Here is a 14119-nt window from a genome sequence, read left to right as displayed (position 1 = left end):
TATGTCAATTATCTATTTATCATAATGTGAGATGCGACAAATGAGGTGATATGAGGTGGCGCTACCGAGGATTTAGAGACAAAAACAACGCAGAAAGTCCACTCTAAACTCGACAGGTTTGGAGTGGCTCTCAGGCTAAAAGCCACAATTAAAACATTGATTTTTAGTGTTTATTAATAGAAACGTTAGACTTTAAAGCTACTCATTAGCTCGCTAACGCTGCCATTCAGTGTTTTGATTTCAGCCGACTCTGTCAGTTGATCTTGGCTTAGCTTATTGAGTTCCTCAACGAAGCTTTCAATCTTATGCATGTTCTTAGCGATACTATGAATCAAGGCATTTTGCTCGACAGAAGAAGCAGAGATATCGTTGTTGAAGTGACTCACGGTTTTCATCTGTTCCGTCAGCTTCGCTAGCATGTTTACCGCTTGCACAACTTGAGCACGAGTCATCTCACAATTGCTCTTCGTTAACTCGATCGATTTAACCAAGCCATCCGATTTAGATTGCAACCCAGATAACGCCTCTTCGATTTCAGAGGTGCTGATTTGAGTTCGGTTTGCTAGCGCACGGACTTCGTCAGCCACGACAGCAAAACCTCGACCATGCTCGCCTGCTCTCGCCGCCTCAATGGATGCATTCAGCGCAAGCAAGTTGGTTTGCTCAGCAATACCACCAATCACAGACACTATCGACTGGATGCTCTGTGTTTCATTGGCCATAGAACGAATATCATCCGACGTCGTACAAACTTGCTTCTCAAGATCACTGATGTACGTTTCGGTCACAGTGTTAATTTGCTTAGTCTCGTCACTGGACACGGCCGCATCTTGCGCTGCTTCTGCCGCAAACTGTGAGTTCTTCTCGACTTCACTTGAAGCCTCGGACAATCCATTAATCGCAGAGACCACCTGAACCGTTTCATCGGTATGAACTTTCAGTACATCGCTGGTTTCCTTGCAGCCTTCTCGAATACTTAATACCTTGGTATCAAGATCTGAGTTCTTGAATTTCACGTCTTTAACCATCTCTTGCAAGCCAATGATGAACAAGTTGATGTCTTTGGCGATGTGTCCTAGGTCGTCATTACCTTTCTCTGCGAGCCTTTGGGTCAGGTCGCCATTACCTTGAGAAAGGTCGTGAACAATCTTACGCAATGACACGATTGGGCGGTAGAAACGATTCAGGAGTAAAGTCATCAATATGACCGACCCCAACACACAGGCAATAATCAGCATTCGAGCATCCGACATCACACCATTCAGCTGATCGAGCGCAAGTTCAGGATCAATACTAGAAATCATGTACCACTCTTTCTGGCTGCCAATATCGACCTTCTTAGCCATCAAGATTCGCTGATTACCATCAATCATACCTTCAATGAATTGGTCAGGTAGTTCAATAGCTTCATTGAGTTTCATTAAGGCGTCAGCAGAAGATATATTGCTCTGTGGAAGCACGTTTTCTATTGTGGATGCAATTACCATCCCTCTCTCATCCACGATGATACCTTTGGCTTCGTAGATGCTATCTAGCTGTTTGAGCTGAGTTTCCAAATCATCAAATCGAATGTCTGCCATGATGACGCGATCTTGATAGGTGTAAGTCACACCAATCATAGGTACTTGAGTACTCTTGGTGAAAAACAGATCACTAAAAGATAAACCTGATTTCAATTTCGCTTGTTGATACCAAGGACGAGTCGTTGGGTTGTATTTTTCTTTGATTCCAACACCGTTTGGGAAAGACTCTGAAGGACGAGAAGTGTAAGAACGACCATCATCAAAACCCACTACAATCTTGTCAATACCACCGAGCTTAGCGGCAAAATGCATCAGCGCTTCGTTTGGTACTTGGTATGGGGATTTCATGAACTCTTGTGCAACGGAATTGACCGTATCGATGGTGCGCTGGACGGTGCTTTCAATCTGATTAATTTCTATCGTTAACGAGTGATCAATCTCGTTATAAATCGTTTGGTTTACTTGATCCGTCGCCAAGTTAAGCGTGAACCAGTTCGTAAATGCCAAGGCACTGGAACTGACGATCGCCACCATTAAAATCAATTTTCCTTTAAACCCTAGAGACAATTTTGAATTCATAAAACTCATAATCCATATCAACCTATGTCTATTATTTTTATCCGAATGAAATGGTCATTTTTTAGATATTCGAAGATACGGGAAGCAAAACTTGTTCATGCCGTTCCATCGTCACAACCATCAATTTAATTAATATTGTATGTTTAATTTACTGCACTTTCTGTGAGCAATCTTGACATATCAAAACTGGTTAAAATCACCCTGTGACATAGGTATCATTTATGAGTTTGAACTTTTAACATGATTAGAAAGGAATAATTAACCAATTAAAAATGATCAACTTTCAGATGATTACCTCACAACTTCGCCGATAATGCCTCCACTCAAATTATTCATATCACTTTCGGTCACCTGACTAGGAAAGTGAGCCTTAGGTCACATTTTCACCAACCAACCATTCACTCAAGGCATTCAATCTTAAAGTTTATTTGCAATACAATAAGCCTTAAGTTATGGTGTATTTGAATCATAACTTAAGTTCTTTCTGGATGCTTTTGTTCAGTTCAAAGTGATAATTGAAGCAGCCGCTTTAAGGTCATTGAACTCGTTTAACGTAGAAACTGTCGGGGGATCTCGTTATTCGTTTTTTCACTTTCTATTGATCATTTGTTTTTCCAGACGGCTCGTCCGAACATGCCCATACAGTCACCAGCTGTGTGGGTTTTTTTTACTTTCTTTTCAGACCCGATATACGAGCGGTGTTAAGCCATCGCCAACAATCAGTTAAGTGCACTGGTTTAAGCTTGCGAGGAAAAGTGAGTGAGTTGGTGCTAGAAGGCTTTGAATTTACAAATAGATATAGATATAGATATAGATATAGATATAGAAACAAAAATAGGAATTGAGGCAGTAACAAAGTTGAACAGAGTTTTGAGTAGGTGTAGCTGAGGAAGTAGAAGTAGAAGAGTTTAACGAGGGAACAAAGGGTTGGGTATGGCAGATAAAAACGAACCTCGCTGAGGTATCGCCGCCTAAAAAGACAGGCAATACCCTAGCGAGGTCGTACGTCGATTACTTCTCTAGTTTAGCGAAGTAGTCGAAGATTACTGGTACGTCGTTGTTACCCATTCCTGCGTCAACAGCAGCTTGTAGGCTAGTTGCAGTACCTTGAGCAATTAGAGACTCAGTACCTAGCTCTTCACAAAGAGCAAGGAAGTAACCAAGATCTTTGTTAGCGTTAGCAACAGAGAAACCTAGCTTCTCTTCGCCGTCTACTGCGTAGAACTTACAGAATTGCATGAATGGTGAGTTAGATGGACCTGCAGACATGATGTCAAACAGTTGTTGGCCATCAACACCAGCGCGTTGAGCAACAGCGAAAGCTTGAGACATAGTCGCAACAGTCGTCATACCCATGAAGTTGTTTACAAGCTTAGTAACGTGACCAGAACCTAGAGCACCTAGGTGGAATACGTTTTCGCCTTGCTCTTCAAGAACAGGTTTAACTTTGTTGAAAGTTTCCATGTCGCCAGCAGCCATGATGTTCAGAAGACCATCTTTAGCGTGTGCAGGAGTACGGCCTAGAGGTGCGTCGATCATGCCCGCGCCTTTTTCAGCTAGAGCTGCGCCGATTTTCTTAGTAGAAGCAGGGATAGAAGTACCGAAGTCTACTAATACTGCGCCTTCTTTGATGCCAGCTAGAACGCCGTCTTCGCCGTAAACGATTTTTTCAACAACAGCTGAAGTTGTAAGACAAAACTGAACGATGTCACTTGCAGCAGCTAGTTCTTTAGCAGAAGTGAATGCAGTCGCATTGCCGCGATCTGTAACGCGAGCAACAGCTTCAGCGCTTAGATCCATTACGTTTACGTGGTAGCCGCGCTTTTGTAGGTTTTCAACCATGTTGCCGCCCATAAGACCTAGGCCAATGAAACCGATTACAGGTTTAGTCATGTTCAAACTCCAAATATAGTATTGTATGATTATATGGTCATTATAATAACGACGTCTTTTCCGTTACGCAATAGTTTTAGGGTAATCCTTCAATGCTTAGACGCAAGTTGTGACGGGGATTCACTTTACGAGAAAATATGGTCACGCTTTGTACTTACAAGAGCGATATCCCAATCAAAAAATAACCTATTGATGAAATAATGCACTCTAAATGTCATACGATTAATGAGAATAAGCCACTCCAATAACGATTATTAACCTGCCGTCCCTTTTTTCAGACAAGATTAAGGCTGCCCACTGTCAGTAGTTGACAAATTATTGGAAGACAGTCACTGCCCTAGCCTTAGTAAGGTTTACTGAACACGGGTTTTAAACCAAGTTTTGTCGCCACTTACTAAGCCTGGCACTCTTGCTACTTAGCCTCTAACTAACCAACGCAACCTCTTCCCACCTCGTAGGCTACTGCCTGTTCTGTGCAAACAAAAAAACTCCGAGCTTTCACTCGGAGTTTTTAGTATCTAGCTTCTGTTGCTTCAGCGAATTACAATTCGATTGAAACCGTTTCACCATCAACATTTAGCATTAGCGTGTTGCCTTCAAGCTTGTGAGACACTTCAACTTGCTCGCCTTCGTTCTTATTAGGAACAAGAAGCGTAAGGATGTTGTGCTCTTTTGATGGCTTGAATTCCACTTCAACGTGACGGTGGATTTCAAGATCTTTGAACTCGTATGGGTCAACTTCGCCAAAACCTTCAACGTTCTTAACTGACGTGATGTTATCAGCAGACTCGTTGATGAAGTTTACGTCTAGGTGCGCAACTTCGCCACGGATAGTGAAAGACTTGTCTGCCACGTCGTTTGCGAAAGTTGTGTGCATTAGCCAAGTCATGTCTTTCTCTTCAGAAAGCGTTGCCTTGTCTTGCATTACGAATACTTTACCTTGAACAAACCAGACCTTACGCTTGTAAGATTCAATTTCAGGAACGAAGTACTTGTAAGATGCCGTTGCATCACCCTCAACCATCTTCACATCAGATTCAGTGTCGAAATCAGAGATGTTGCCGCCCGCTTCGATACAGAAGCGATCTTGGTGGTTTTCGTAGCCCGTGTTCTTGTTCTCGCCGTACTGACCTTTACCGCCAAATAGTGGAAGGTTCTTAGAGAACGTTTGACGACGCCATTTAGTGTGCATATCAACACCGAAACCACCGTAGTAGCCAGTGATTGACGCTAGCGTTTCACCGAATGCATGCAACGTGAATGCGTTTTGGTCACCGTGAGAGTGGCTGATTGAGCCAAACGGAGAACATTTGAATACCATGTGAATATGGTTATCACGCTCAGTCATCTTGTTGTGGAATGCAGCCCAACCCGTGATTGGGAATACTTTCAACAGTGGGTCATTCGATGGTGCTTTCTCTTCAGGTGCATCCCAAAGGAAGTTAAAGCGAAGATCATCGTAACCGAAGTCCCACCAACCGAAGTTGTAGAATTTGGTGTGTGCTTCAGTATCACGGCCTTTCAGTTGGTTGTAGTACCAAACATACTCAGGCTTCTGGTTAACACCTGCGTAATGCTTGATGTTGTAAGCCAGTTTTAGACCTGGGAAATCACCGATTGAAGACTGGTCACAGAAGCTCGCGCGCTTAGAGTGAACAGGCATGCAGTAAAGCGGGAAATCACCTGTGTTTTCGTAGAATGTTTTGTTGAACATGTCTACGCCACAGTATGCTTTCAATAGGTCGAATGCTTCGCCTAGGAATGCAGTTTGCGTGTTCCAGTAGTCAGGACCTTCAGCCCAACCGCCGTCTACACCGCCCCATGGTGGGTAGTGTACTGCGTAGTATTCTAGTGCGTATGCAATGTACTCGCCTGCTTTCGGGTGATCGTGGTAAAGCGCGATACACGTTGGGATGATAGCAGAAGAGATAGAACGAACACCGTGGCTGTTCAGTGGGTTGTTCAATAGATCAACCGTCACTTTCAGGTGGTGCATGATTTCGTCTAGACGCTCAATCAAAGCATCTTGAACTTGCTGACGTTCTTCATCTGTGAAGTAGCCGTGTAGCCAGTCGTAACCCCAAGCCATAGCCGCGATAACACGGAAAGCCGCTTCATCGTTATAGCCACGAGAAGTCACGCCTTCTGGATCGTACGTAGACAGTTTTAGAGTCCAAGCTTTTGCTTTAGCAATTAGCGCTTCGTCTTCTTTCACAACACCAGCAATTGCTAGGTTACGTGTCGCGTTTAGTGCCATTTGGCAATCAACGTACATTTGACGCCAGTAAGGACGCCATAGAGAAGCTTTGCCTACCGTGTCAGCTGGGTACGCTTGAGGCTCTTCGAAAGGAGCAGTCTCAAGGAACTTAACTGTCGAGTTATTGTAGAAATCATCAAACATGCAGTGAGCTTCATCAGCTTTCACTTTCGCTTTGAATTCTTCTAACTGATCTGCTTGAACAAGAAGACGTGGACGTGCTTCGCTCAAGTTGTCTAGGAATGATAGGTCGAAGTCACGTTTCTGTACTTCGATAGGGAGTAGGTCTACAAGATTACCTGCTGAAGTATCATTCTCCAGCTTCATCTTCCTGATTGCATCAAGAGATTTTTGGTCGCTCATTCTAACTCACTTATTTTTCAAGTTGATTGAAAGGAATTAGCAATAATATACGTCTTATTGTAGGACAATTAAATCTATTTCGGTTCGATTGAACCATTTTGTACAGTTTTCGTGATTTAGGTCAGATATCTTCCACCTGACCGTTTTTCCGTTTCGCAGAGCAAAAAAAATGCGACGCCCTTTCGAGTCGTCGCATTCTATTATAATCGTTTTCTATGTATTAGCTTTCAGTTACTGCTTTCGCTTGCTTGCCGCCGTCATCGACCGCTTTAACCAATAGCACACCAACACCACCAACAATCACACCACAAAGTATGAAGACTAGACGTCCCCACATTGGGTTAGTGAGTAGAGCCATTAGCATGATACCGACACCCGCTACCGCAATCAGTTTACCAAGCATTTCACGCTGTTTGTTATCCAGTACTTTCTGTTCTGCTGACTCCGCAACTAATGGAGTAGACAGGTTACCGAAGAACTTATCAACGTCTGCTTGACGCTTCTCAGTTAATGGCTTGTAGAACAGAGTTGATAGGATGAAGAAACCACCTGTCAGCGTAATGTGAGCAATCAGACCGATAGCAACCTTAACATCAGACCATTCACGGCTTGTTAGCTCTTCTAGACCGAAGATTGAAGACACCATTTCAGCGTTAACAACGAAACCCACGTAGTAAGAAACAAAACCACCAACCACTAGCGTACCCCAACCAGCCCAGTCCGGAGTCTTCTTAATAAAGAAGCCAAGGAATGCAGGAATTGTCATTGGGAAGCCGATCAGTGCGCCTACATACATCATGGTATCGAACAGGCTCAAACCTTTAAGCGAGTTGATGAACTGTGCAATAAGGATGATAGCAATACCAAACACGGCAGAAGTAATCTTAGAAACCGTTACTAGTTCTTTTTCGCTAGCCGTACCTTTACGAACGATTGGTTCATAGAAGTTCTTAACAAAGATACCCGAGTTACGGTTTAGACCAGAATCCATTGAAGACATTGTCGCTGCAAACATCGCCGCAACTAGAAGGCCAACCATACCTGCTGGCATGTACTCTTGTACGAAGTATAGGTAGGCAAAGTCACCCGCTTTCTTACCTGCTTCTGGGTAAGCTGCTGCTAGGTCGACACCTTGACCTGCAATGTACCAAGAAGGCATGAACCAGATAAATACACCACAAAGCATTAGCACACACGCTAGTAGCGCTGCTTTCTTCGCGTTCTTTGAGTCTTTAGCCGCTAGGTAACGGTAAGAGTTAAGCATGTTGTTAGTAATAGAGAACTGCTTCACGAAGATGAAGAATGCCCAAATGCTGAAGATGCTTAAGTAGTTAATGTTGTTACCAGAAAGGAAAGAACCGCCTTCCGCTACAGGGAAGTTATTCACGATTTCACCAACACCGCCACCTTGAACAACAGCAACAACAGCACATGTCACGGTTACTGCCATGATGATAACCATCTGCATAAAGTCAGATGCAATTACCGCCCATGAACCACCCGTTACAGACATTGCCAATACAACCAAACCGGTAATCCAGATAGTTGCTGTCATGTCGAAACCGAAGATACCAGAAGCGATGATTGCTAGTGCGTTTAACCATACACCGGCAGAAACAACACTGTTTGGCATTGAAGACCAAGTGAACACTTGTTCGTTAGTCGCACCGAAACGCATACGAATTGCTTCGATTACCGTTACTACACGTAGTTGACGGAACTTTGGAGCAAAATATGCGAAGTTCATGAAGTAACCAAATGCGTTGGCTACGAAGATGACCGCTACTGCAAAACCATCGTTATACGCTTTACCTGCCGCACCGGTGAATGTCCATGCACTAAACTGGGTCATAAAGGCGGTTGCACCAACCATCCACCACAACATGTTACCGCCCCCGCGGAAGTAGTCACTGGTGGTACTTGTAAATGTTCTAAACATCCAACCTATCGCAATCAAGAATAGGAAATAAATGCCGACAATAATCGTGTTGAGTTCCATCGTGTATCCTTTGTCCGTTGTATTTTGTTATGAGGACTATAGGAAATCTCAAACTTTATTTGTAGTACAATAATCCAAATAAGTGATGGCGATCTTATTTTGATTGATTAAGTTAATTATATATATGACATAGGATGGAATATGGCCAATCCATTAAGGAAATTACTGGTGTTTGAGATGAAAACTCAAAAAACCAAGACCAAAGAACATCACACCCATTAAAATCAAAGACTTATAAAAAAGCGAGACTTTGCACACTTATTAACAAATACAACCAAACACATATAAATATAAAATTCTCAAAAATAATAAAAGCCAAATCTGAGCTAAATCCCCCTCATTTATCACACAATAAACCAGTGTTTTTATCTATTGAGAGTGGACAATTTCATTAGAATTCAACTTAAATTAATCCATATTGAAGCGGCATATCCTGTTCAAACGATGGCGGATTAAAAATATACAAAAATGAAAAATCATGGATGACGCATAATTATTTGGGGGGAGCTCGAGTGTCTAAAACGAATATCGAGCGTAATATTATTTTTATTTTGATGGTAAAGAGAACGACCGCTAGGCGTATACAAGAAGGAACTGACTTAAGAAGGAGTTAAGCGGGGGTGAACCAAAACAGTGCCACACATGGTGCAACACGCTTTCTAAAAACAAAAAAGGCATGCACTTGGCATACCTTTTTGACTGGTTCAAATGAAGTTGAAAACCGTGTTTAGCTTGCAGTGGCTAAACGGTGGTTAGCATCTTGCAAGTGAGCCGCTGACATTGTACGAGCTTTTTCACTGTCGCCAGCCATAATCGCTTCATAGATTCTACGGTGTTCATTGATACATGTGCTGCCCTCTTCAGAAGAGTGCACGATGAAGTTAACGAACATGGTCGTCAGAATATTGCCGAATGGCAGGTAGAAATCGTTACCTGTTGCATTGAAGATCAAGCTGTGGAAACGAATGTCGATGTTTGTCCAACTTTCTTGGTCAAATACTTCAGCAGCATCCACTTCTACCATCTTCTGGAAGATCTCTGAAAGCTCGATACGTTGCTCAGCAGTCGCAAATTTTGCAGCTAATGCACACGCTTCAGGTTCAATCGCACGGCGAAGGCCCAAAAACTGAGAACAGAATTGGTCTATGTCGGTTAGACCATCCATCCATTCAATCAGTTGAGGATCAAGAAAGTTCCAGTATGCGCGATCCACTACACGAGTACCGATTTTCGGGCGGGACTCTAACAGACCTTTAGAAGTCAGTAGTTTAACGGCTTCACGAAGTGCCGTACGGCTGATACCAAACTGTTCACACAGCGCCATTTCACCAGGAATAATAGAACCTTGTGGCAGTTCACCAGACAAGATTCCACGAGCGATTTCACGCGCTACTTGCACGTGCAGGCTGCGCTTCGAGCCCGAGATTGAATTAAAAGTGCTAACCATAAGTTCACTTATTTTATATGTTATGTTTATGTATTATTTAAGGATCACTATAACAGGATTTCAACCTAGCGCCAATTGAGTAAATTAGCAACGAGTCGTGCCCTATTAATTTACTCAATGAATCAAACACTTATAAAGCATCTAACTCCATACCGCTAGAAACATTATGTTACACCATTCATAAATCCGTCATCAAAAGGCATCGGTTCTGTCATCCTCGATTCCTATACTTCCTTCCAACAAATCACTCAATTGGACTGACATAATGAAACCGACAAAAACAAATCTCACGCTTAAGAGCGCTATTACTGCTGCGCTGATTTTTTCTGGTTCTGCATTAGCAATGGATACACGATACGAAGATCGCTCTGGCAACTTGGTTGCTGATGTTCCTCAAGATGAATCACAATGGGTTGACCCAAACACGCTAATTTTTGCTTATACGCCAGTTGAAGATCCTGCAGTATACGCTGATGTGTGGAGCGAGTTTTTGAGCCACCTTGAAAAAACAACGGAAAAGACGGTTCGTTTCTTCCCTGTTCAAAATAACGCTGCTCAAATTGAAGCAATGCGTTCAGGTCGCCTACATATCGCAGGTTTCAACACAGGTTCTACACCACTGGCGGTTAACTGTGCAGGCTTTGCCCCATTCACAATGATGGCTGCAGAAGATGGCTCTTTCGGTTACGAAATGGAAATCATCACTTACCCTGGTTCTGGCATTGAGAAAGTGGAAGACCTAAAAGATAAGAACCTAGCGTTCACATCACAAACGTCTAACTCTGGCTTCAAAGCACCTTCTGCGATTTTGGACGCTGAATACCAACTTCAACCTGACCGAGATTTCAAACCAGCATTCTCTGGCGCACACGACAACTCTATTTTGGGTGTGGCGCACAAAGATTACGATGCTGCAGCAGTTGCTAACTCAGTATTGAACCGCATGCTTTCACGCGATGTTGTGAAAGAAGACCAAATCAAGAGCATCTACAAATCTCAAACCTTCCCGACTACCGCTTACGGCACAGCGCACAACCTGACGCCAGAGCTGCAAGAGAAGATTCAAAAAGCGTTCTTCACTTTCGATTGGGAAGGCACAAAGCTTCAAGAAGAATTTGAACGTAACGGCGAAGCGCAGTTCGTTCCTATTACTTACAAAGAGCACTGGGAAGTGATCCGCACTATCGATACGGCAAACAAAGTCTCTTACACGTGTAGCTAAGTTCAACCGAACTAAAAAGCCAATCACACACCGATAAAACTAACTGCAGGTGTAATCGCCTGCAGTTATTCACCACTCTTTCCGGTTTACTTTCCATGCCTGTCTCAGGCGAACTCTTAGTACACCGCTCTTATAGGAATTCTATGTCTACTCTTACCCTTAAAGGGCTTACCAAGCACTACTCCAGTTCTGATAAAGCCCTTACCAACGTTAGCTTGTCGGTCAATGCCGGTGAAGTGGTTGGTTTAATTGGTCCATCTGGTGCGGGTAAATCAACGCTTATCCGTTGTATTAATCGGCTCACCGAACCCACCAGCGGCGAAGTGATCTTTTCCAATACCAATCTAGAAACGCTGTCTAAGCGACAACTGAGACAATCACGCCGTGAAATCGGGATGATTTTCCAAGAGTACGCGCTGATTGAGCGTTTGACGGTGATGGAAAACGTACTTTCAGGACGTTTGAGTTACGTGAATTTCTGGCAAAGCTTTACTCGCCGTTTCCCTGAATCGGATATCCAAGCCGCTTATGCGCTACTCGACCGTGTTGGATTGTTAGAACACGCCAATAAAAGGGCCGATGCTCTGTCGGGTGGTCAACGTGTTGGTATTGCACGTGCACTTGCTCAGAAACCGAAATTACTGTTGATTGATGAACCAACGGCCGCACTTGATCCACGTACAGCGCGCCAAATCATGCGACTGATCAGTGAGATTTGTTCAGAGCAACAGCTCCCTGCCATCATCAATATTCACGATGTTCAATTAGCAAAGCAGTTTGTTGACCGTGTTGTCGGCTTAAATGCAGGTTGTGTCGTATTTGATGACAAACCAAACCTGCTCACTGAATATGTTTTAACGCAAATCTACGGTGAAGAAGACTGGAGTCAACAAGCAGAAGAAGATGCCGATGACCTCATCATCACAAGTCCTCGCTTGTCTGAGGCAACAATATGACTCAACCATATCCAAATCAAGTTCAGCAGCATTTAAAGTCAGGAAAACAGAATTCCAAACAATACCCCGACACAGTGGACAAAGCCGCCACTGATTTCTAGCCCATGGTTACGCTGGAGCTTAATCATCATTGTCGCGGTTTACTTGTACCTTGCGACTCAGTCGGTACACGTCAACTGGACTCGAATTTACGAAGGCAGCGAACGCGGCTGGCAGTTCATTTTGGCTTTCATGAACCCAGATTTTGGTGGCCGTTGGAACAACATCTCACAAGGTTTGATTGAGAGTTTAACCATGACCCTCACATCGACCGTGGCGGGTGTCCTTCTTTCAATTCCATTCGGGTTAGGCGCAGCGAAAAACCTTGCCCCTACGCCTGTTTACTTGTTCTGTCGTGCGTTTATTTCGGTTGCGCGTAGCTTACAAGAAATCATCGTAGCGATTCTGTGTGTTGCTCTATTTGGCTTTGGTACGTTTGCGGGGTTTGTCACGCTCCCCTTCGCGACCATCGGCTTTCTCGCAAAATTGTTTGCCGATGAAATTGAAGCCATTGACCCAGCACCACTGACCGCAATGCGTGCAACGGGCGCAAGTTGGTTACAACAAGTGAATTACGCGATTCAAGCGCAGGTAATGCCGCGCTTCATCGGACTTTCGATGTACCGACTCGACATAAACTTTCGTGAGTCAGCCGTGATTGGCATTGTTGGCGCAGGTGGTATCGGCGCAACGTTAAACACAGCAATGGACCGTTACGAATACAGCGCAGCAGCCGCTATTCTATTGATTATTATAGTGATTGTGATGTTGTGTGAATACCTATCAACCATCATCCGTAAGCATGTGCAGTAAGGAACGACCAATGAGCACGCTAAATGAAACACCGACAAGCGCCATCAATCGTACCCAATGGCAGCGTTACGACAGTAAACAGAGCCTCATGCTTTGGCTAGGCTGGCTTTGCTTTGTTGCTTTGACTGTATTCGCATGGCAAGCCATGAACAAGGATACGATTTGGTACTTTGTGACTGACTCACCCAACCAATTTACTGATATCTCTTCACGTATGTGGCCACCAAGATGGAGCTACTTAGAGTCTCTTTGGAGTCCGTTGTGGGACACCATTAACATCGCGACACTTGGCACACTGTTGGGGATAGTACTAGCGTTTCCAGTCGCGTTCTTAGCTGCACGTAATACAACGCCAAGCATGACGTTTATCAGACCTATCGCGCTGTTCATCATCGCGGCAAGTCGTTCAATTAACTCGTTAATTTGGGCATTGTTATTGGTAGCAATCATCGGCCCAGGCTTGTTGGCCGGTATCATTGCGATAGCGCTACGTTCAATTGGTTTTGTGGCGAAGTTAATGTATGAAGCGATTGAAGAAGTGAATGCAACACAGATGTCTGCAATCCAATCGACTGGAGCTTCTCCGCTGCAGGTATTGAACTACGGTATTCTTCCGCAAGTGATGCCAAGTTTCATCGGCACGAGCTTGTTCCGCTGGGATATCAATATTCGTGAGTCTACCGTCTTAGGTTTGGTGGGCGCTGGCGGTATCGGCTTAAAACTGCAAGAGTCGATGGCAATGCTGGCATGGCCTCAAGTGACTGTCATTTTCTGTGCGATTCTAGTGACGGTCATCTTCTCTGAATGGGTGGCAGCCAAAGCAAGAAAAGCCCTTATCTAAATAATAAAAACAACGTCAAATAGACGGTTAGTTAGGACCAAAGCCTACTCACTGAGTAGGCTTTTTGTTTGTTGAAACGTTCTATTCTGTTTCTTACACACATAAAAAAACCGAGCAACTCGCAATGAGTTACTCGGTTTGACTTATTCCCGATGTATTCAGTCGTTGTTGGTATCAACGAACGATT

Annotated in this window: 9 protein-coding genes; 4 read left to right on the top strand and 5 right to left on the bottom strand. The window is 43.8% G+C overall.

Going from position 1 to position 14119, the window contains the following annotated elements; genetic code table 11:
• Window positions 1-185 precede the first annotated feature (185 nt).
• The 5 genes from AB4138_RS14080 to AB4138_RS14060 all read right to left on the bottom strand — a co-directional run bounded on the left by AB4138_RS14080 (window position 186) and on the right by AB4138_RS14060 (window position 10061).
• On the bottom strand, window positions 186-2057 hold the full coding sequence (locus AB4138_RS14080) for a methyl-accepting chemotaxis protein (RefSeq protein WP_372073794.1): 1872 nt from the start codon (window positions 2055-2057) through the stop codon (window positions 186-188).
• A 1056-nt stretch (window positions 2058-3113) separates the two neighbouring features.
• Window positions 3114-3995: an NAD(P)-dependent oxidoreductase gene (locus AB4138_RS14075; protein WP_004733521.1), complete on the bottom strand. Its 882-nt coding sequence runs from the start codon at window positions 3993-3995 to the stop codon at window positions 3114-3116.
• Window positions 3996-4536: 541 nt separating this feature from the next.
• Window positions 4537-6615, bottom strand: a complete 2079-nt coding sequence (locus AB4138_RS14070) for a DUF4962 domain-containing protein (RefSeq protein ID WP_017061476.1) — start codon at window positions 6613-6615, stop codon at window positions 4537-4539.
• 220 nt (window positions 6616-6835) lie between these two features.
• Window positions 6836-8614: a sodium:solute symporter family transporter gene (locus AB4138_RS14065; RefSeq protein ID WP_017061477.1), complete on the bottom strand. Its 1779-nt coding sequence runs from the start codon at window positions 8612-8614 to the stop codon at window positions 6836-6838.
• A gap of 727 nt (window positions 8615-9341) precedes the next feature.
• Window positions 9342-10061, bottom strand: coding sequence for a FadR/GntR family transcriptional regulator (locus tag AB4138_RS14060; protein WP_017069949.1), 720 nt, complete (start codon window positions 10059-10061; stop codon window positions 9342-9344).
• A 265-nt stretch (window positions 10062-10326) separates the two neighbouring features.
• Between AB4138_RS14060 and phnD the strand changes: the two genes are divergently transcribed.
• The 4 genes from phnD (at window position 10327) to phnE (AB4138_RS14040) (ending at window position 13932) form a co-directional block, all read left to right on the top strand.
• Window positions 10327-11283 (top strand): phosphate/phosphite/phosphonate ABC transporter substrate-binding protein, encoded by a 957-nt coding sequence (gene phnD, locus AB4138_RS14055; RefSeq protein ID WP_048607068.1) that lies wholly within the window; start codon window positions 10327-10329, stop codon window positions 11281-11283.
• A gap of 143 nt (window positions 11284-11426) precedes the next feature.
• A complete protein-coding gene (phnC, locus tag AB4138_RS14050; RefSeq protein ID WP_372306459.1) occupies window positions 11427-12239 on the top strand; it encodes a phosphonate ABC transporter ATP-binding protein in 813 nt (270 codons plus the stop codon).
• Window positions 12240-12290: 51 nt separating this feature from the next.
• Entirely contained in the window at window positions 12291-13091 is an 801-nt protein-coding gene (gene phnE, locus AB4138_RS14045) for a phosphonate ABC transporter, permease protein PhnE (RefSeq protein ID WP_372306475.1), read from the top strand.
• A gap of 10 nt (window positions 13092-13101) precedes the next feature.
• Window positions 13102-13932 (top strand): phosphonate ABC transporter, permease protein PhnE, encoded by an 831-nt coding sequence (phnE, locus tag AB4138_RS14040; protein ID WP_372306457.1) that lies wholly within the window; start codon window positions 13102-13104, stop codon window positions 13930-13932.
• Window positions 13933-14119: the final 187 nt, after the last annotated feature.

It is taken from the genome of Vibrio sp. 10N.286.52.C3 (genome assembly GCF_041468865.1).
Lineage (GTDB): Bacteria > Pseudomonadota > Gammaproteobacteria > Enterobacterales > Vibrionaceae > Vibrio > Vibrio crassostreae_C.
The sequence above is the reverse complement of the archived record's forward strand: the minus strand, read 5'-3'. Positions and strand labels throughout refer to the sequence as shown.